The organism is Serratia marcescens, assembly GCF_001902635.1.
Lineage (GTDB): Bacteria > Pseudomonadota > Gammaproteobacteria > Enterobacterales > Enterobacteriaceae > Serratia > Serratia marcescens_F.
The window spans coordinates 1-18,080 of record NZ_MJAO01000007.1 but is presented as its reverse complement, the minus strand read 5'-3'; the positions used below and the strand labels follow the sequence as shown (position 1 = coordinate 18,080).

The following is an 18,080-nucleotide window of genomic DNA, read 5'->3' as shown; positions in this document are numbered from 1 at the left end:
ACTGACTCACGAGGAAACATGATGACAACACTCAGCATTGGCATTATCGGCGCCGGGCCCGGCGGTCTGTGTCTGGCTCAGGGGCTGCGCCGCTTCGGTATCCACGCCACGGTGTTTGAACGCGACGCCACGCCGCAGGCACGCGGTCAGGGCTACCGGCTGCGCATCGATCCGTCGGGCCAGCAGGCGCTAGCCGCCTGTCTGCCGCCGGCGCACTTCCGGTTGCTCTGCGCCGCCAGCGCGCAAAACAGCGGCGAGAGCAATCTATGGGATCCGCAGCTTGCCCCGCTCAACGCCCGACGCCCCGAGCACTGGCTGCCCTCCAGCCCGCGGCAGGCGCAGGAACCGAGCGGCGATCTCGGCGTGCATCGGCAAACGCTGCGCGAAATCCTGCTAGCCGGTCTGCAAGACCGGGTGCGCTTCGGCTATACCCTGCGTGAATTTGCACAAACGCCGCAGGGCGTGGAACTTCAGTTCGCCAACGGCGAGCAAGTGCGGGTCGATGTGCTGATCGCCGCCGACGGTGTCAACTCGCTGGTGCGGCGGCGCTGTTTGCCCGCCGCAGAGCCTGAAGACAGCGGCGCGGTCACCCTCTACGGTAAAACGCCGCTCGATGCGATGACCCGCTCCCGGTTGGCACCCGAGCTGCTGCATGGCGTGTCGGTCATCTTCGCCGACGGTTTATCGCTGGTGGTTGAACCGATGCGCTTTCAGGCACCCATGGTGCAGCTGGCGGCCGACTACGCGCCCGATTGCCAACTCTCGCCGGTCGACGACTACCTCTATTGGGCCTGTATCGGATCGGCCGAGCGGCTAGGCGGGCCGGCGCGAACGGAAGATAGTGCCGCGCTGCAGGCGCGCGTACGGCATATCTCGCAGGGATGGGCCCCGGCTTTGCAAACGGCGTTAGCGCTGGCGGATCCCCTGTCGCTCAGCCTGCGGGCGGTGCAGGTCACGGCGGAGATGCCGGTGTGGCACAGCGAACGTATCGCCTTTCTCGGCGACGCCGTACACGCCATGAGTCCGGCGGGCGGGCTCGGCGCCAACACCGCGCTGGCGGACGCCGCCAGCCTGGCGACGCATCTGGCGCAGGCCGGCAGTGCCGCGCTGGCGCTCAGGGCCTATGCCGCAGATCTGCAAACGCGGGGCGCGGCGGCGATACGCCTGTCACGCCTGGCGTCCGAACGGCTGCTGCAGAGCAGTGAAGCCGGCAGCTCAGCGCCGACCACCGTCACTCGATAATTTCCACCACCTCCAGCCAGGCGTTTTTACCGCACGCCTGGCTGCCGTTCAGCCAGCGGCGCAGCATATCCAACGCCAGCATCGCCACCGACTCCTGACGCAGCCGCAGGCCGTGGCGCGACGCGCGATAACGCACGGTCTGGCCAATGCCGCCGCGCGGCGTATGCAGCGCGATGCTCACCTGCTCATCACGCATGGCGCTGACCGCCAACGCCAACGGCGCACCGGTCAGCTCCGCCAGCGAGCGGGCGCGCGCCAGCGTCGTTTCCAGCGTTTCGATACAGTGCGCCGGCAACAGCTCGCCCCCTGCCAGCGGGGCACCTTCGCTCTGCAGCTGCAGATTGATCAACCCGCCGCTGAATTGCTCGCTCAACGCCAGCTTCAGCCCTTGCTGATTCAGGCGCTGTGTCAGCGTCGCCGGCAACCCGGCGGTGCCTTCAAAGATGCAGTTGTCCCCCGCCACCTCGCGCACGCGCTGCCAGGCCAGCTCCATTTCCGCACGCCGGCTTTCCGGCCCGGTCAGCTTCAGTTCGATGATTGGGCTGGATGAACGATAACCCAGCACCACCTCCGGCGGCAGCGGCATGCCGTCCAGCTCGGCGGCCAAATCGCTTTCGGACGTGCCGAAAGTGGTCAGACGCAGGCACAGAGGCGGTGCCGGCAAGGTGAAGCGCTGACGCAAGCGCGGCACAATTTGCTGCTCGACCATCACTTTGAATTCGGAAGGCACGCCAGGGGTGAAGAACATCTGGCATTTGTTCAGCTGCAACGCGAAACCGCAGGCGGTGCCCACCGGGTTATCCAGCATTTCCGCGTTGGCCGGGATCTGCGCCTGCTTGCGGTTGGAAGGGGCCATCGGCCGCCCGCGTTCGGCGAAATAGGCTTCCATGCGCGCCAGCCAGTCCGCCCGTTCCACCAGCGGCACGCCGCAGGCTTTGGCGGCGGCCAACGCGCTGAGATCGTCGCTGGTCGGCCCCAAGCCGCCATTGACGATCAGCACATCGGCGATATGGCTCCGTTCCTGCAGGATTTCGATCAAAGCGGAGAGGCTGTCCCCTACCGTTTCACGCCCGCTCATCGGTACGCCCTGCTGGAACAGGTAGTCCGCCAGCCAGGCGGCGTTGGTATCAATAATTTGCCCGTGCAGCACCTCATCGCCGGTGCTGAGCATCTCCACCCTTAACATTGATCTCTCCCACATTTTTTGGTCATTCCACTATAGAAGCCCGTAAATAACTTTTCACTAGCTGCCGTCGGATAATTTCAGTCATCGGCCTGCACCTCACACGCGATGCCGCACCCAGAGATGTAAACATTAAATTACACCTTGCGTAACGTCGGTTTGACACAAATTAGGGCTTCCACTATCCTGCCATCCTCAGAAATCGTTACCTATAATTTCCCAAATCTTTTGGCTGATAGAGAAAAAACGTGAAGAATCGCACTCTTGGCAGTGTTTTTATCGTGGCGGGCACCACCATTGGCGCCGGGATGCTGGCGATGCCACTGGCAGCGGCCGGCGTCGGTTTCGGCGTTACGCTGGCCTTACTGGTCGGGCTGTGGCTGTTGATGTGTTACACCGCGCTGCTACTGGTAGAGGTTTATCAGCATGAGCAAGCGGATACCGGTCTGGGCACGCTCGCCAAACGTTATCTCGGCGGCGGCGGCCAGTGGCTGACCAGCTTCAGCATGATGTTTCTGATGTACGCCCTCACCGCCGCCTATATCAGCGGCGCCGGTGAACTGCTCGCCACCAGCATCAGCCAATGGACTTCACAGGACTTCCCGGTTTCGCTCGGCGTCCTGCTGTTCACCCTGGTGGCCGGCGGCGTGGTGTGCATCGGTACCCATTCGGTCGATTTGTTCAACCGTATCCTGTTTAGCGCCAAGGTGGTGTTTCTGGTGGTGATGCTTGGCCTGATGTTGCCGAACATCCACCAAACCAATCTGATGACGCTGCCGCTGGAACAAGGTTTGGCGCTGTCGGCCATTCCGGTGATCTTCACCTCATTCGGTTTCCACGGCAGCGTGCCGAGCGTCGTCAACTACATGGGCGGCAATATTCGCAAACTGCGTTGGGTGTTCATCATTGGCAGCGCGATCCCGCTGATGGCCTACATCTTCTGGCAGTTGGCGACGCTGGGTAGCATCAGTTCCGACACCTTCGTCGGCATCCTGGCACAGCAAGCGGGGCTAAACGGCCTGTTGCAGGCGGTGCGCGACGCGGTGGCTTCGCCGCATGTTGAACTGGCAGTGCACCTGTTCGCCGATCTGGCGCTGGCGACCTCGTTCCTCGGCGTGGCGCTCGGGCTGTTCGATTTCCTGGCCGACCTGTTCAAGCGGCAAGACAACGTGCGCGGCCGCCTGCAAACCGGTGCCATCACCTTCCTGCCGCCACTGGCCTTCGCGCTGTTTTACCCGCGCGGCTTCGTGCTGGCACTGGGATTCGCCGCCATCGCCCTGTCGGTGCTGGCGTTGCTGCTGCCTTCACTGCTGGTGTGGAAAACGCGCCAAAAGCATCAGGCGCAGTATCGCGTCTGGGGCGGTACCCCTGCACTGGCGTTGGTGTTTGTCTGCGGGATTACGGTGATCGCCATCCAATTGGGCATCGCCAGCGGCATGCTGCCGGCGGTCGGGTAAGCGAAACAGAAAGGATAAAGGGGCCGAAATGGCCCCTTTTTTCGTAGCGTCAGAAGCTCAGACCGACGCCGACGTAAGGGCCGTCGGCCAGAGTATTATCGCGACGCCCGTCTTTGCCTTCCATCTGCATGTAACGGTAACCCACGTCCACGCTCAGCGGACGGAACTTCCAGCGCAAGCCGCCGCTGGCTTCGCTATACGCTTTCACGCCGCTGGTGAAGGATTCAGGGGCAAAGTAACCTTCGCCGTGCAGGCTGAAGTAACGGTTAATCTCCCAATCCAGGCCGCCGCCCAGTGCCACCGCCCCGCCGCTCTTCCCGTCTTTCGGGCTGAGGTACAGCGCTTTGGCGCCCACCGTCGCCGTCAACGGCCCCAACGGCACGCCGAAGTTCAACCCCAGGCTGCCGACGTTGCCGTCGTGGTCGCTGCGCACCCAGTTGCCGGTCAGGCCCAGGCCGGAAGAGCCGGTGCTCATGCCAACACCCAGGTTGGTGTAGTGCTGCCCGGCCTCGCCCGACACGCTGATGGCGTTCGCCGCGCCGGTCACAAACAGCAATCCTGCCGCGCACGCGACCCAAGTCTTTTTCATCTTCTTTCCCTCTGGTTTGTCATCCGTACCGAATGATCGAATCAACGCATAATAATAACGTCACGAGTCTATACCAAAGCGCAATGAGGATTTAAGGACTAATTAAGAAAAAATTCTTCAATAATCAAATAAATGTAAATTTTTGCAAATAAATCCCTCCATGCACCACGGCGATGCCAACGATAACCGAGACCTATTTGCCGCCACTTTGCAATAGGGCTAGAACTAGTAGTGGCTTTGACCAAGGTCAGGGGAAGAAGCCCCGCCAAGGGACTATGCTAATGAACGCTTAAACCGCCCGAGTCTTTACTCAAGTGCACTACGATAAGGAGCAAGTGATGAGCAAGAAAGGACTGACCACCGCAGCCGGTGCCCCGGTTGTCGATAACAATAACGTGATCACCGCAGGCAAACGCGGCCCGATGTTGTTGCAGGACGTCTGGTTCCTGGAAAAACTGGCCCACTTCGACCGCGAGGTTATCCCCGAGCGCCGCATGCATGCCAAGGGTTCCGGCGCCTACGGCACCTTTACCGTCACTCACGACATCACCCGCTACACGCGTGCGAAGATCTTCTCCGAAGTCGGCAAGCAGACCGACATGTTTATCCGCTTCTCCACCGTGGCCGGTGAACGCGGCGCCGCCGACGCCGAACGTGACATTCGCGGCTTCGCCATGAAGTTCTATACCGAAGAAGGCAACTGGGATCTGGTCGGCAACGACACGCCGGTGTTCTACCTGCGCGACCCGCTCAAATTCCCCGATCTCAACCACGTGGTGAAACGCGACCCGCACACCAACCTGCGCAACCCGGTGTACAAGTGGGACTTCTTCTCCCACCTGCCGGAGTCGCTGCACCAGTTGACCATCGACTTCAGCGATCGTGGCATTCCGAAGTCTTATCGCCACATGCACGGCTTCGGCAGCCACACCTTCAGCTTTATCAATGCCGCCAACGAGCGCTTCTGGGTGAAATTCCACTTCCGCTGCGAGCAAGGCATTGAAAACCTGATGGATGAAGAAGCGGAAGCGATCATCGCCAAGGATCGCGAAAGCTCGCAGCGCGACCTGTTCGACGCCATCAAGCGCGGCGACTTCCCGCGCTGGAAGCTGCAGATCCAGATCATGCCGGAACGCGAAGCCTCGCAAACGCCATATAACCCGTTTGATCTGACCAAAGTGTGGCCGCACGGCGACTACCCGTTGATCGACGTCGGTTATTTCGAGCTGAACCGCAACCCCGCCAACTATTTCTCCGAAGTCGAACAAGTGGCGATGAACCCCGCCAACGTCGTGCCGGGCGTCGGTTTCTCACCGGATAAGATGCTGCAGGGCCGCCTGTTCTCTTATGGCGACGCGCACCGTTACCGCCTGGGCGTCAACCATCACCAGATCCCGGTGAACGGCGCCAAATGTCCGTTCCACAACTACCATCGCGACGGCGCGATGCGCGTGGACGGCAACAGCGGCAACGGCGCCACCTACGAACCGAACAGCTTCGGCCTGTTCCAGGAGCAACCGGACTTCAGCGAGCCGCCGCTCAGTATTGAAGGCGCAGCCGACCATTGGAATCATCGTGAAGACGACGATTACTACAGCCAGCCGCGCGCACTGTTCAACCTGCTGAGCGCCGAAGAGCACCAGCGCATGTTCACCCGCATCGCCGGCGAACTGTCGCAGGTACCGGAGCAGATCCAGCGCCGTCAGGTCGATCTGTTCGCCAAAGTGCATCCGGACTACGGCGCCGGCGTCGCCAAGGCATTGGGGCTGAAATAACCCGTCGCCGTCATCTGCCCAGCCGCCCTATCGGGCGGCTTTTTTATGCCTGGGATATCTGTTCCGTCACCCACTGTTGCAGCTGACGACGAGAAATCTTGATGCCGCCGTTTTTCAGCTCATCAGGCAATGGGAACAGCGCCATCGGACGCTGAAAATTGGCCAGCTTATCCTGTGACCAGTCGAGCAGCGCCGCCAGCGACAACGACGGTTCGCCGTCGAACACCGCCACCGGGCGCTGGCCGAATTCGGCGTCCGCCACCGGCACCACAAACGCCTGCGTGATCTGCGGATGCGCGGCCAGCACGCGTTCGATATCCTCCGGCTGCACCCCCTCACCGCCGCTGAAAAACAGATTGTCCAGTCGGCCGAGAATGCGCAGCTCCCCCTCGGACATCACGCCGCGATCGCGGGTCGCAAACCAGCCCTGTTCATCGGCCAGCGGCTGCAGATGACCATGGCGCCAGTAGCCGAGCGCCAGGCTGTCGGCACGGACCCAGACCTCTTCGTCCACCAGTTTGATCTCGCGGCCGCCGAGCGGCAGGCCAACCCCCGGCCGCGCATCGGCGCGTTTGGCACACACCGTGGAAGCCAGTTCGGTCAGGCCGTAGCCGCACCAGCAGCGGATCCCCGCCGCTTCCGCCCGTTCGGTCAGATCCACGGGGATCATCGCGCCACCGAGCAGCACTTCCTTCAACGTCACGCCTGCCAACGGTTGCGCCAGCAGCCGCCAGAGCTGCGTCGGCACCAGCGAGGCATGGGTGCATCCCGCCAACGCCTCCGCCAGCGGCTGCATCTCGCGCACCGCCAGCCGGGCGCCCGCCGCCAGCCAACGCCAGACGATACCCTGCCCGGAGACGTGAAACAGCGGCAGCGACAGCAGCCAGCAATCCTCGCGCTGAAAATCCATCAGCTGCAACACCCCGGCGGCGCTGGCCAGATGATTGGCGTAGCTGTGGGCCGCCGCCTTCGGCAGACCGCTGGAACCGGAGGTCAGCGTCAGCGTCGCCAGGCGCTGCGCATCCCACACCGGCAAATGTGGCCAACGCGGTTCGGTCGAAGGTGGCGTCAACCGGATAAGCTTGGCCGGCAACGCCGGTAACGGATCCGGGCCGAAGACAAAGATCATGTCCAATTCCGGCAACAGCTGCGCCAGCAGCGGGGTCGGCAAGGCAGGATTGAGCGGCAACAGGCGCGCGCCGCATTGCAGCAGCGCCAAATAGGCCAACAGCAGCGGATAGCTGTTTTTGCCGCACAGCGCCACGCCGCAGCCCGGCTCCACGCCCTGATGCTGGAAATCCGCCGCCAGCTCATCCACCTGGCTTTGCAACGCCAGCCAGCTCAGCGGCTGTTCGCCGAGCATCAGCGCCGTCGCCTGTGGCTGAAGACGCGCCCAGTGCCGCCACGGCCAATCGCTTAACGGCGCCATAGGCACTCCAGCGCCGAGACATCCAGCAGCGGCAATGCGCTGTCCGGCCACGGGCGCAGCACCTGCGCCTGCATCAGCCCCAGCGTGTCCAGCCCCGGCACGGTGTCCGGCGTCAACCAGCGGGCGATGCGCGCCAGTTGGGTCAACCCCAGGCTGGATTCGATACTGGAGCTGATCACCGCCGTCAGCCCCGCAGCGTGCGCCTGCGCCACCAACGTTCGACAACGCGCCAGGCTGCCGACCAGCGTCGGCTTAATCACGATGGCCGCCACGCCCGGCTCGGCCTGCACCACAAAGTCCGCCTCGCGCACACTCTCATCCCAGGCGATGGCGATACCGGTCTCCCGCGCGAAATCGCGCGATTCATCGCGGGTCTTGCAGGGTTCCTCCAAAAAGGCGATGCGATCGCGCAGCGCCGGGTTGACGTATTTGGCGAAGCCGTCGGCTTTGGCGCGGGTCCAGCTGCGGTTGGCGTCCAGCCGCAGCCGTAGATCCGGCAGCGCCTCCAACAGTACGTTGACGATCATGCCGTCGCGCACCGCCTCATACAGCCCCACTTTCACCTTGGCGACTTTCTCGCCCGGCAAGGCGCTCAATATCTCGAACAGCTCGTCGGGATCACCGGTACACAGCGGCGCCTTGCGGAAATCCGCCTGCATCGGCAAGCGCTGTTCCAGTTCGGCCTGCGCACAGCTGAGCCCAAAGGCCACCGAGGGCAGCGCGCTGTCATCCGGTTCGTTGCCCGCCAGCCAGGCTTGCAGCCACGCCAGCGCGGCCTGTTCGGCCTGCGCCGACGTTTCTCGGCTGAATTCCGGCAGCGGCGCGATCTCACCCCAGCCTTCGCCATCTCCTTGACGCAGCTGCACCACCAATCCGTCACGCGTTTTCAACCGCTGATTGCGCAGTACCACGCCCGCCTCCATCGGCAGGCTGTAACGGTAAAGCGCCGCGCTGCGGTTTGCCCCGCTCATTACGGATTACGCTTGAATTTGCTGAAGTCCGGCTGACGCTTCTCGTTGAACGCGTTGCGCCCTTCCTGCCCTTCATCGGTCATGTAGAACAACATGGTGGCGTTGCCCGCCAGCTCCTGCAAACCGGCCTGGCCGTCGCAGTCGGCGTTCAACGCCGCCTTCAGACAGCGCAGCGCCATCGGGCTGTTCTGCAGCATTTCGCGGCACCAGCGCACCGTCTCTTTTTCCAGCTCGGCCAGCGGCACCACGGTGTTGACCAGGCCCATGTCCAGCGCGGCGGCAGCGTCGTACTGGCGGCACAGGAACCAGATTTCGCGCGCCTTCTTCTGGCCGACGATGCGCGCCATGTAAGACGCGCCCCAGCCGCCGTCGAACGACCCCACTTTCGGACCGGTCTGGCCGAAGATGGCGTTATCCGCCGCAATGGTCAGATCGCACATCATGTGCAGCACGTGGCCGCCGCCGATCGAGTAGCCGGCCACCATCGCCACCACCGGTTTCGGGCAGGTGCGGATCTGGCGCTGAAAGTCCAGCACGTTGAGGTGATGCACGCCGCTGTCGTCGCGATAGCCGCCGTAGTCGCCGCGCACTTTCTGATCGCCGCCGGAGCAGAAGGCCTTATCGCCGGCGCCGGTAAGAATAATAACGCCGATGCCGTCGTCGTAACGGGCGTTGGCCAGCGCGTCGATCATCTCTTTGACCGTTTGCGGGCGAAACGCGTTACGCACCTGCGGCCGGTTAATGGTGATCTTGGCGATGCCGTCGGCGGACTTGTGATACAGAATGTCTTCAAAATCGCCGGTGCAATCCTGCCAGGCGATGGCGGCATACAGCTGTTCTTCATTCGGATAAAGCATGTTCGGTTCCTTTAACCAGGGTTAACGAGAAAGGTCTGCAGCTCGGCGACGAAATCCTGCGGATTGGCCAGGTGCGCGTTGTGCCCGGCCTGCGGCACGATGCGCAACGGCAACCCGGCGTCGCGCGCCAGCCGTTGAAATTTGGGGTCGTTTTCACCGCACAACACCCGCAGCGGCACCGTCAGTTGGCGCAGCTGCGGCGCCAGATAAGGCTGCCGCCCGAGCGACGTGGCTTCGAGCATGTCGGCGATCGCCGGGCCGCTGTTGACCGAGCGCGCGGCGATCAGCGCCTGACGGTGCACGTGGTTGAGCTCTTTGAATACCGGCTGCTGATACCAGTCCGCCAGGACCTCAGCGATCGGCTCACTGCGAAAACGCGCCGCCCACAGCGCATCCTGCTCGCAACGCTGGCGGCGCTGTTCTTCGTCCTCCAGCCCCGGGTTGCCGCCCTCGACGATCACGCCCTGCAGGCCGTCACGGCGGCCATGGCAAGCGTGATACATGGCGATGCGCCCGCCGAGCGAGTAACCCACCAGCCAATAGCGTTCGATATTGCGCAGCTGCAGCGTCGCGGCGATCTGCGCGCTGATGTCGTCGAAGCCACGGCAGCTCACCGCCACGGAATCGCCGTGGCCGGGCAGATCGATGGCCAGCGACGGCCACTCCGGGCAGCGCGCGGCGATCACTCGCCATTCATTGTTGTTGCCGAGCAGGCCATGTAGCCATACCAGCCACGGACGGCCCGCTTCGCCCTGCTGCAAAATTCGCGTTGCCAGCATCATTGCACCGCCATCTGTTGCACCAGGAATTGCAGGCTCTCGGCCCCCTCGCTCGGCGGCACCTGCAGTTCGATAATCGTGGCGCCACCGCGCCGCCAACCTTGCTCAACCGCCTGTTGCAGCTGGCCCCAGTTCTCCGGCCGCGCGTAGCCCAGCTGGAACATCGCCGCCGCGTGGCTGAACTCGACGTTCTGCGGCATGCAGTAAAAGCGCTGACGCTCCTCTTCCGGCGTCGGCAGCAGCGAGAAAATTTGACCACCGTTGTTATTGACGACGATCAGCACCGTCGGTGCCGAACCTTGGCGCAGTAACGCCAGCGCATTGAGGTCATACAGCGCGGAAAGGTCGCCCACTACCGCCAGCGTCGGCCTGGCGGTCGCGCGCTGCACGCCGGCAGCGGTGGAGATCAGGCCGTCGATGCCGCTGGCCCCGCGGTTGCTGAACACCGGATAGGCGACGGGCAACGGCGTCAGCGCGTCGATCAGCCGCACCACCAGGCTGTTGCCGAGAAACAGCTGGCCATTCTCCGGCAGCAGTTCCGGCAAGCGGTGCGCCAGCTGCGCTTCGCCAAAGCGATCGTGCAAATGCGAGCATGCCGCCGTCAGCGCCTTATCAGCCAGCACGGCCAACCCGGCGGCCCACGGCATTCGCGGCTGCGCCGGATGCAGCGCCAACCACTGCGCCACGTCGGCGCGCAGGCGCCGGCCGCGGTGCTGGGCCGGATCGAGCCGCCCCGGCAAACCGTCGATCAGCCAATACTCTTCCGGCCGACACTGCGCCTGCCACTGCAGCAGGCGTTTGCCAGTCAGACTGCCGCCGAACTGCACCACCAGCTGCGCGTCTTGCAGTATGCGCTGCGCCTGCGGCTGAGCGAGCCACAAATCGGCACAGGGCAGCGGTTGCCCGGTTTGCGACAGCACGTCGCCGATCAGCGGCCAGCCCAGCGTCTCGGCCCATTCGGCCACCTGCGCGCCCTCTTCCGCGCTCATGCGCCCGGCCAGCACCACGCCGCGCTTTTGCCGCCAGAAGAACCAGTCCGGCTGTGACTGCGGCGCCACGCGCGCCTCGCTCTCCTGCAGCCACGGACGATCGCTCTGCCACCAGTCGCCGAGCGCGGCAGACCAGTCGGCATAGTGACGCTCATCGCCGCCGTACAGCGGCTCGGCGAACGGGCAGTTGATATGCAAAGCGCCGTGCTGCAAGCGCGCCATCGCGCTGTCGACGCTGGAGGCCAACCAGGCGGCCGGAATATCCGGCGTCGGACGCGGCAGATCGATCGCCAATGTAGGGTGACTGCTGTAGAGGCCGCTTTGGCGAATCGCCTGATTGGCGCCGCAGTCGATCAGTTCCGGTGGCCGATCGGCGGTGAGAAACACCAGCCGCTCGCCGGTCAGGCCGGCTTCGATCAAGGAAGGGTAAAGGTTCGCCGCGGCGGTGCCGGACGTGACGATCACCGCCACCGGCTCACGCGCCGCTTTCGCCAGCCCGAGCGCCAGATGGCCGAGCCCGCGTTCATCAAAATGGGTGTGGCAGATAAAAGATCGGTTGGCCGCAGCGGCCAGCGTCAGCGGCGTGGAGCGCGATCCCGGAGCGATACAAACATGCCGCACCCCATGGCGGGCCAATGCCTCGAGCAGCACAGCCGCCCACCGGCGATTAAAAACACTTGTCGACATAGTTCGCTCACAAGTCAGTTAGCAGAGATCGTCTCCGGCGCCGCCGACGGATGCCGCGCCTGTAGTTACGCTCTGTATTATATGAGGTGTTATTTTCACGGCTTTTGCGCCAGCGCAAGAACGCCGTATATCCCTGGGTGTTTACACTAGATAATTATTTGATTTAGCACAAAAAATAAACAATTTTCACACAAACACTTTACACCTGCGGCGGCATTGGCTCAATCCGCCCGTACAAAAACAAGGGGAATAGCGGCGCCTGCTCGTGGCGACTAGCGGGAAGTATAGGCGGGATAAGGAAAAGCCATCGAAGAAACAGCCGAGTGAAGCGTGGCGGAGAACATCGTCTGAGGAAAAGAACGAGGCGGCCTGCCCTGCGCCGCCCACATGATTTATTTCCGAGCCAGCAGCAACCCCAGTACCAGCCCCACGCTGGCACCGATGCCCACGCTGTGCCACGGTTTATCCCGCACATAGTCATCGGTGCGATGAGCCGCTTCTTTGGCGCGTGCATAGTAGGATTCGCCGGTATTCACCCAGCGCGCCTTGACCTCGCTCAGCGCTTGCTCGGCGTGTAACTTGATGTCGATGTAGGCCTGATCCGCGCGATCGCCGGTGTATTGCAGCACCTCTTCCAACGTCTCGGCCAGCATTCTCAGATCGTCATCCAGCGTAGTTTGCTCCGCATCCGTATGTCTTGCCATCGTGAGATCTCCGTAGATGAAAAATTAAGCGTTCCTACACTATAGACAAGGATCGCCGCCCGCGACCATCGGACTTTTGCCCTAAAACACCAATTGCACCTTGGCGACCAGGCGCTTGCCACCGGCAAACGTCAGCGCCTGCGCCACCTTCTGCCCGACCGGCAGCTGCGGCGAATCGCTGGCGACTACCTCGCCGATCGCTTCATGTCCCAGCACCATCGGTTGGCGCACCTGAAAATTGCCGACCTTGCCCTCCTGAAAGTAATGCAGATCCGAGCCGCAGATGCCGCCACGTCATGTTTGCCGTTGACCACGCAGGACTGGGTTTGAATTTTCATTTCAAGGCTCCACAAAAGAGAGATTACACCGCAGCGGACATGCCGCCATCGACAAACAGCAACTGCCCGTTGACGAAGGCAGAGGCGTCGGCGGCCAGAAACACCGCTGCGCCGATCAGCTCCTGCGGATCGCCCCAGCGCGCGGCGGGCGTGCGCTGGGTCAGCCAGGCGGTAAAGGCCGGATCGTCGGCCAGCGTCTGGGTCATCTCGGTTTTGAAATAACCGGGGGCGATGCCGTTGACCTGGATGTTGTAGCGCGCCAGTTCCACGCACATGCCGCGCGTCAACATTTTCACCGCACCCTTGGACGCCGCATAAGGGGTGATGGTGTCGCGGCCCAGCTCGCTTTGCATCGAACCGATGTTGATTATCTTGCCGCGCCGCCGCTGCACCATGTAACGCGCCACGGTCTGCGACACGATGAATACTGCCTTTTGGTTGACGGCGATGATCTCGTCCCAGTCCTGCTCCGGAAACTCGGTGAACGGGTGGCGGCGCTGGATGCCGGCATTGTTGATCAGCACGTCTATCGCGCCGATTTCCGCTTCGACGCGGTCGATAGCGGCATGCACCGCCTGAGAATCAGTAACGTCGAACGCCGCCGCATCGGCACGCAGCCCTTCGGCGCGCAGGCGGTCAGCCGCATGCCGGGCATGCGCTTCGGTGGTGGCGTTGACCAGAATATGCGCGCCTTGCTGCGCCAGGCCGCGCGCCAGCAGAAAACCGAGGCCGCGCGAGGCGCCGGTGATCAAAACGGTCTTGTTATCCAGTGAAAACAGATTGTTCATGGTACTTCCCGGCCATCGGGCCTCTCATCGGACAGGCCCTTATCTCATCTGATTGTTACCGGTAAAAACGTGACCAACATCACTGAAAATCATGTTACAAATCCCTGTTACCCTTAACGTGAACTCACGCAGGCCACCCGGGGGGAATAACATCTATCTAATTGATAAAGTGTATTTTTTAATGAAAATGCATTCATTGTTATCGCCAAATCGATTTGTTAACATACCGCTATCCACCCTTGCCGCGCTGCCCGTTAAGGCCACCGAATGAGACATCCCCGCGTTACGTTGCAGGACATCGCGCAATTGGCCGGCGTGACCAAAATGACCGTCAGCCGTTTCCTGCGCACGCCGGAAAAGGTGGCTGCCGGCACCGCCGAACGCATTGCGCAGGTGATGCGGGAACTGAACGTCACCGACGCCGATGCCGATGCCACACAGGCCGGCAGAAAACCACGCATCGGCGTGTTGATCCCCTCCTTTAACAACCAGATCTTCGCCGATCTGCTGGCCGGCATCGAATCTGTTACCCAGGCCCAGGGCTACCAAGCGCTGGTGGCAAACTACGATTACAGCCCTCAACGGGAAGAAGAACAGATAGCACAGCTGCTGAGCTACCCGATCGCCGGGCTGATCCTCACCGATTCGGCGCATACCCTGCGCGCGGAGACCTACCTCGCCGCCGCCAAAATCCCCCTCGCGCAGGTAATGGATTTAGACGCGCCACCGGGGCGGATTGCGGTAGGGTTCGATAATGAACAGGCGGGGTATGACATGACCGAAGCGCTGCTCGCCAGCGGCAAACGGCATATCGTCTACTTTGGCGCCATGTCGGACGCCCGCGACAATAAACGCTATCGGGGATATTGCCGCGCCATGGCGGCTCAGGGGAGAACGCCGCGCCAGATCACGCCGCATCGGGTCTCTTCGATTTCGATCGGCGCCGACATGTTGGCGATGGCGCGCGAGCGCTACCCGCAGCTGGACGGCATTCTGTGCACCAACGACGATCTGGCGGTGGGCGTTTTGCACGCCTGCCTGCGTCTTGGCCTGCATGTGCCGCAAGAAATTGCGCTATCGGGGTTTCACGGCCTGGATATCGGCCAGGCGACCACGCCGGGCATCGCCAGCGTGATCACGCCGCGCTTTGAGATGGGGAAAACCGCCAGTGAAATGCTGCTGCGGCGGATTGCGGGCGAACCCTGCGCCGAACGCCACAATCTGGGCTATCGCCTCTCACTCGGCGGCACCGTTTGAGCCGGCATTAGGGCCGATCGGCTGCTCTGCACGGGCTTTCTCGCTGCGCGCCGCCCACCACAGTCCGCTGTTTTTCATCGCATAACCGAACAGCAGCCCCACCAGCAAAGAGAGCGTCACCAGCGGCCAGTCACCGCCGCCGGCGAAGGTCGCGCAGGCGCCGATAAAGGTGCCGGGCACGAACCCCAACCACTGCTGCCTGGCCTGAATGCACATCAGGAACGCCACGACGCCGGTCAACAGATACCCCAGCAGATCCCACTGCGGTGCCAGCTCGCTGCCATGGATGATCGTCATCGCCCAGAAGACGCCGCTGCAGCAGGTTAGCGCACCGATCAACAGCCCTTTCAGACCGCCCTGCGGACAGGCGAAATACGCCGTGCAGCCGAGAAAACCGGCCCAGCTTATCAATCCCAGGCTGACCGCTACCCACCCCCAAACGCCGGAGAGGATACCGGTCGTGACAGCAATGGCGAAAAGAACGTTCATAAAGTGACCCGCAGCAAAAAGAAAGCGCGCAGTTTACCCGAAAGCAGGTCAATTTATGTGATAAAAATCACATCATAAATGTAATTAAAGAATGTTCTTTTATTAAAAACAGATCTTAGTCACAAAATTATTAGCGCGGGAAACCCACGCGGGCCGTCATCCATCCCAACAGCAAGCACACTGCGGCGCAGCACAGGAACAGCAGGTGGGTTGCCTGGCGCAGATCGACACGGTCGATCACCACACCCAGCAAGATCGGCACCCAGTTGGCGATATAAGCGATAACGTAAAACAGTGAAAGCAAGCGCGCATGGCTGGCCGGTGGCGAAATCAGGTTCACCAGGGTCGCGCTGCCGACGAAAATGGCGCCGTAAGCATAGCCGGCGATCGCCAGCCCCACCGCAGCCAGCCCCAACGAGTGCAGTTGAATCGCCGCAGCGAATACCGCCACCGCCAGCGCCTGCGCCAGGCAACCGAACAGCAACGAATGACGGGCGTTGAGCCGGCGGCTCAATATCTGGCTGATGCCGGCGATCAGCAGATAAACCGCAATCGCATAGCCAAAGAGGCCACGATCGTGCATCCCTAGCAGCGTTTCCGCCACGCCGGGGCCGATCACCAGAATGCTGGCAGCCAGAGCCCAGCAGATAAACAAGGCTCCCGCACACACAAAGAATTTGCCGCCGGTGGCGCGCAGACCGTCAAGCAGCGCGCTCTTTTCCGCTGTAATCGGCGTCGCGTTGGCCATGGTCCGCGCCGTACCGCGCGGCCACGACAGCATCACGCCCAACGCAGCGACGGCGGCGACAGCCATGATGATAATGAACGGCAGCGAGGTCGGGTGAAAGCCGGTCTGCAATGCGATGCCGCTAAAGATCGGGCCCAGCGCCAAACCGGTAGTGAACGACAGCGTGGCGATCAGCGCGGCATTTTTACCGCCGTCCCGCGGCCCAAAACGCACCAACGCGATGTTCGCTGCGCCGGTTAACGCCCCGGTGCCCACGCCGGCCAGCAGCCGCGCAATGAACATCATGGCAAAGGTGTCTGCCTGTGCAAACAGCAACGCGCCGCTCAACACCACCAGCAATGCCGGCACGATCATGCTGCGCAAATCCTTCACCTTACCGGCCAGATTGCCGACGCCGAACAGCGAGATCAGCACGCCGGCGGCATAGGCACCATAAATGATGGTCAGACTGACGGAGCTCAGCGCCAGCTGCTGTTGATACAGCGGATAAAGCGGCGTCGGTGCGCTGCTGTTCAGCAACGCCGACATCAACGCCAGCGCCAGGAACACTAAAATGGCCGCGCGCGACGTCTGAACGTTTTTCGCCGCAACATCCTGGAGGGCGGTGTTTTCTGACATGATTCAACTCCCAAAGCCGGCAGACGCAGCCTGCCATCAACGTCTTGTCTCACCCGGTCTGGCCGGGAACGGCGCTTATCATAGCGTTGCGGCCGTTGGAGAAGTATCGTCAAGAATGCATCAGGGTGATTCATTCTTGCATCATCGGAGAAATAACCGGCGATGCGTTGGCGGTTAGCCGCCTCCCTCTTCCCCACAGAAGGAAGAACTCTTTATGATATAGGCTGTTATCGCTCGGCCACGGCGCGCTCCCCGCGGTGTCGGCCCCGCCCGCAGAGAGGAAATGGCATGATGAATTGGGATGACGCGCGCTTCTTTTTGGCCGTCGCGCGCTGCGGCACCTTGCGTAAAGCCGCCAATGCGCTGCAGGTCGACCAGGCGACCGTAGGCCGCCGCATCACCGCGCTGGAAAGCGCGCTGGGTTCAAAGTTGTTTATCCGCACGCCGAAATCTTTCGCCCTCAGCCCGCTGGGCGATGCCATGCTGACGGACGTGATGAAGATGGAACATGCGGTGCAGGCGATCGGCCGTAAAGCCGCCAGCGGCGACGATAGCCTAAGCGGCAACGTGCGCATCGCCACCACCGACACTCTGGCGGAGGCCTTCGTGATGCCGGCGCTCACGGCATTGCGCGAAAGCAGCCCGCAGATCACCGTGACGCTGTTGACGGCAGTCAACATCGCCGACATCGCTTACCACGGCGCAGATCTGGCGATCCGCGGCGCTCGCCCCGATGACGATGAGTTGATCATCAAGCGGCTGGCCACCATCGAAATGGGCCTGTACGCCAGTCAGGATTATCTGGCGCGGCGCGGCATGCCGGTCAAGGGCGAGCAGCTACGCGGCCACGATCTGCTGATGTTCCCGCGCGAACTGGTGCCACGCCACTGGAATAACTTCGGCGGCGAGCCCCTGCACGATCCCAACGTCGTGCTGCAATGCAATTCACAGCTGCTGTTGCGTTCCGCTACCCGCAACGGACTGGGCATCGGCCTGCTCTCCGCCTTCCTGGCCGACAGGGATCCTGAACTGGTGCGCCTGTTCCCGGAGAATAAAGACTGGGTGGATATCTGGCTGGTGCTACACCCCGATGTGCAGCGCGCCGCTCGCGTGCGCGCGGTGATACAGGCGCTGGAAACCGCGTTTAGCGCTCATTACGGCTGACTGCCATTTCGCCCAT

At 62.3% G+C, this 18,080-nt stretch carries 16 protein-coding genes and 1 pseudogene; 5 read left to right on the top strand and 12 right to left on the bottom strand.

Annotation, left to right across the window (positions count from 1 at the left end; translation table 11 throughout):
- Positions 1-18: 18 nt before the first annotated feature.
- Entirely contained in the window at positions 19-1,242 is a 1,224-nt protein-coding gene (locus BHU62_RS08425; RefSeq protein ID WP_236720653.1) for an FAD-dependent oxidoreductase, read from the top strand.
- Here the strand turns inward: BHU62_RS08425 and BHU62_RS08420 are convergent.
- Entirely contained in the window at positions 1,232-2,428 is a 1,197-nt protein-coding gene (locus BHU62_RS08420; RefSeq protein WP_073531512.1) for a nicotinamide mononucleotide deamidase-related protein YfaY, read from the bottom strand. The genes BHU62_RS08425 and BHU62_RS08420 overlap by 11 nt on opposite strands.
- 245 nt (positions 2,429-2,673) lie before the next feature.
- On the opposite strand from BHU62_RS08420, the gene tyrP reads away from it, so the two are divergent.
- Positions 2,674-3,882, top strand: a complete 1,209-nt coding sequence (tyrP, locus tag BHU62_RS08415) for a tyrosine transporter TyrP (RefSeq protein ID WP_073531511.1) — start codon at positions 2,674-2,676, stop codon at positions 3,880-3,882.
- A gap of 49 nt (positions 3,883-3,931) precedes the next feature.
- On the opposite strand, the gene BHU62_RS08410 is transcribed toward tyrP, so the two are convergent.
- Positions 3,932-4,471 carry a YfaZ family outer membrane protein gene (locus tag BHU62_RS08410; protein WP_073531510.1) on the bottom strand — a complete coding sequence of 180 codons (540 nt, stop codon included), beginning with the start codon at positions 4,469-4,471 and terminating at the stop codon, positions 3,932-3,934.
- A gap of 338 nt (positions 4,472-4,809) precedes the next feature.
- On the opposite strand from BHU62_RS08410, the gene katA reads away from it, so the two are divergent.
- A complete protein-coding gene (gene katA / locus BHU62_RS08405; RefSeq protein ID WP_073531509.1) occupies positions 4,810-6,246 on the top strand; it encodes a catalase KatA in 1,437 nt (478 codons plus the stop codon).
- Between the two features lie 43 nt (positions 6,247-6,289).
- Here the strand turns inward: katA and menE are convergent, their stop codons facing one another.
- The 8 genes and pseudogenes from menE to idnO all read right to left on the bottom strand — a co-directional run bounded on the left by menE (position 6,290) and on the right by idnO (position 13,788).
- A complete protein-coding gene (menE, locus tag BHU62_RS08400; RefSeq protein ID WP_073531508.1) occupies positions 6,290-7,675 on the bottom strand; it encodes an o-succinylbenzoate--CoA ligase in 1,386 nt (461 codons plus the stop codon).
- Positions 7,663-8,646, bottom strand: coding sequence for an o-succinylbenzoate synthase (gene menC, locus BHU62_RS08395; protein WP_073531507.1), 984 nt, complete (start codon positions 8,644-8,646; stop codon positions 7,663-7,665). The genes menE and menC overlap by 13 nt, the downstream gene beginning before the upstream one ends.
- A complete protein-coding gene (gene menB / locus BHU62_RS08390) occupies positions 8,646-9,503 on the bottom strand; it encodes a 1,4-dihydroxy-2-naphthoyl-CoA synthase (RefSeq protein ID WP_019453706.1) in 858 nt (285 codons plus the stop codon). The genes menC and menB overlap by 1 nt, the downstream gene beginning before the upstream one ends.
- An 11-nt stretch (positions 9,504-9,514) precedes the next feature.
- Positions 9,515-10,285: a 2-succinyl-6-hydroxy-2,4-cyclohexadiene-1-carboxylate synthase gene (gene menH, locus BHU62_RS08385; RefSeq protein WP_073531506.1), complete on the bottom strand. Its 771-nt coding sequence runs from the start codon at positions 10,283-10,285 to the stop codon at positions 9,515-9,517.
- Positions 10,282-11,958, bottom strand: coding sequence for a 2-succinyl-5-enolpyruvyl-6-hydroxy-3-cyclohexene-1-carboxylic-acid synthase (menD, locus tag BHU62_RS08380; protein WP_073531505.1), 1,677 nt, complete (start codon positions 11,956-11,958; stop codon positions 10,282-10,284). Before menD ends, menH begins: the two co-directional genes overlap by 4 nt.
- 392 nt (positions 11,959-12,350) lie before the next feature.
- Positions 12,351-12,662, bottom strand: a complete 312-nt coding sequence (gene elaB, locus BHU62_RS08375) for a stress response protein ElaB (protein WP_073531504.1) — start codon at positions 12,660-12,662, stop codon at positions 12,351-12,353.
- A 141-nt stretch (positions 12,663-12,803) separates the two neighbouring features.
- A pseudogene (locus BHU62_RS08370) lies at positions 12,804-12,956 on the bottom strand (alcohol dehydrogenase catalytic domain-containing protein); the annotation flags it as partial.
- Positions 12,957-13,023: 67 nt separating this feature from the next.
- The gene (gene idnO / locus BHU62_RS08365; protein WP_073531503.1) at positions 13,024-13,788 is read right to left on the bottom strand and encodes a gluconate 5-dehydrogenase; all 765 of its coding nucleotides are present in this window, start codon (positions 13,786-13,788) and stop codon (positions 13,024-13,026) included.
- 267 nt (positions 13,789-14,055) lie between these two features.
- Between idnO and BHU62_RS08360 the strand changes: the two genes are divergently transcribed.
- On the top strand, positions 14,056-15,045 hold the full coding sequence (locus tag BHU62_RS08360) for a LacI family DNA-binding transcriptional regulator (RefSeq protein ID WP_073531502.1): 990 nt from the start codon (positions 14,056-14,058) through the stop codon (positions 15,043-15,045).
- On the opposite strand, the gene BHU62_RS08355 is transcribed toward BHU62_RS08360, so the two are convergent.
- Positions 15,025-15,534: a DUF1097 domain-containing protein gene (locus BHU62_RS08355; RefSeq protein WP_073531501.1), complete on the bottom strand. Its 510-nt coding sequence runs from the start codon at positions 15,532-15,534 to the stop codon at positions 15,025-15,027. The genes BHU62_RS08360 and BHU62_RS08355 overlap by 21 nt on opposite strands.
- 130 nt (positions 15,535-15,664) lie before the next feature.
- Positions 15,665-16,900, bottom strand: a complete 1,236-nt coding sequence (locus tag BHU62_RS08350) for an MFS transporter (RefSeq protein WP_073531500.1) — start codon at positions 16,898-16,900, stop codon at positions 15,665-15,667.
- 288 nt (positions 16,901-17,188) lie between these two features.
- Here BHU62_RS08350 and BHU62_RS08345 point away from each other — a divergent pair, with 288 nt between their 5' ends.
- Entirely contained in the window at positions 17,189-18,064 is an 876-nt protein-coding gene (locus BHU62_RS08345; protein ID WP_073531499.1) for a LysR family transcriptional regulator, read from the top strand.
- Positions 18,065-18,080 lie beyond the last annotated feature (16 nt).

What these genes read in the sequence shown, in the direction of transcription:
- elaB (WP_073531504.1), bottom strand. Translation starts at nt 12,662, where the DNA reads ATGGCAAGACATACGGATGCGGAGCAAACTACGCTGGATGACGATCTG.
- katA (WP_073531509.1), top strand. Translation starts at nt 4,810, where the DNA reads ATGAGCAAGAAAGGACTGACCACCGCAGCCGGTGCCCCGGTTGTCGAT.
- menD (WP_073531505.1), bottom strand. Translation starts at nt 11,958, where the DNA reads ATGTCGACAAGTGTTTTTAATCGCCGGTGGGCGGCTGTGCTGCTCGAG.
- idnO (WP_073531503.1), bottom strand. Translation starts at nt 13,788, where the DNA reads ATGAACAATCTGTTTTCACTGGATAACAAGACCGTTTTGATCACCGGC.
- menB (WP_019453706.1), bottom strand. Translation starts at nt 9,503, where the DNA reads ATGCTTTATCCGAATGAAGAACAGCTGTATGCCGCCATCGCCTGGCAG.
- BHU62_RS08345 (WP_073531499.1), top strand. Translation starts at nt 17,189, where the DNA reads ATGATGAATTGGGATGACGCGCGCTTCTTTTTGGCCGTCGCGCGCTGC.
- BHU62_RS08355 (WP_073531501.1), bottom strand. Translation starts at nt 15,534, where the DNA reads ATGAACGTTCTTTTCGCCATTGCTGTCACGACCGGTATCCTCTCCGGC.
- menE (WP_073531508.1), bottom strand. Translation starts at nt 7,675, where the DNA reads ATGGCGCCGTTAAGCGATTGGCCGTGGCGGCACTGGGCGCGTCTTCAG.
- BHU62_RS08360 (WP_073531502.1), top strand. Translation starts at nt 14,056, where the DNA reads ATGAGACATCCCCGCGTTACGTTGCAGGACATCGCGCAATTGGCCGGC.
- menH (WP_073531506.1), bottom strand. Translation starts at nt 10,285, where the DNA reads ATGATGCTGGCAACGCGAATTTTGCAGCAGGGCGAAGCGGGCCGTCCG.
- BHU62_RS08425 (WP_236720653.1), top strand. Translation starts at nt 19, where the DNA reads ATGATGACAACACTCAGCATTGGCATTATCGGCGCCGGGCCCGGCGGT.
- menC (WP_073531507.1), bottom strand. Translation starts at nt 8,646, where the DNA reads ATGAGCGGGGCAAACCGCAGCGCGGCGCTTTACCGTTACAGCCTGCCG.
- BHU62_RS08410 (WP_073531510.1), bottom strand. Translation starts at nt 4,471, where the DNA reads ATGAAAAAGACTTGGGTCGCGTGCGCGGCAGGATTGCTGTTTGTGACC.
- BHU62_RS08350 (WP_073531500.1), bottom strand. Translation starts at nt 16,900, where the DNA reads ATGTCAGAAAACACCGCCCTCCAGGATGTTGCGGCGAAAAACGTTCAG.
- BHU62_RS08420 (WP_073531512.1), bottom strand. Translation starts at nt 2,428, where the DNA reads ATGTTAAGGGTGGAGATGCTCAGCACCGGCGATGAGGTGCTGCACGGG.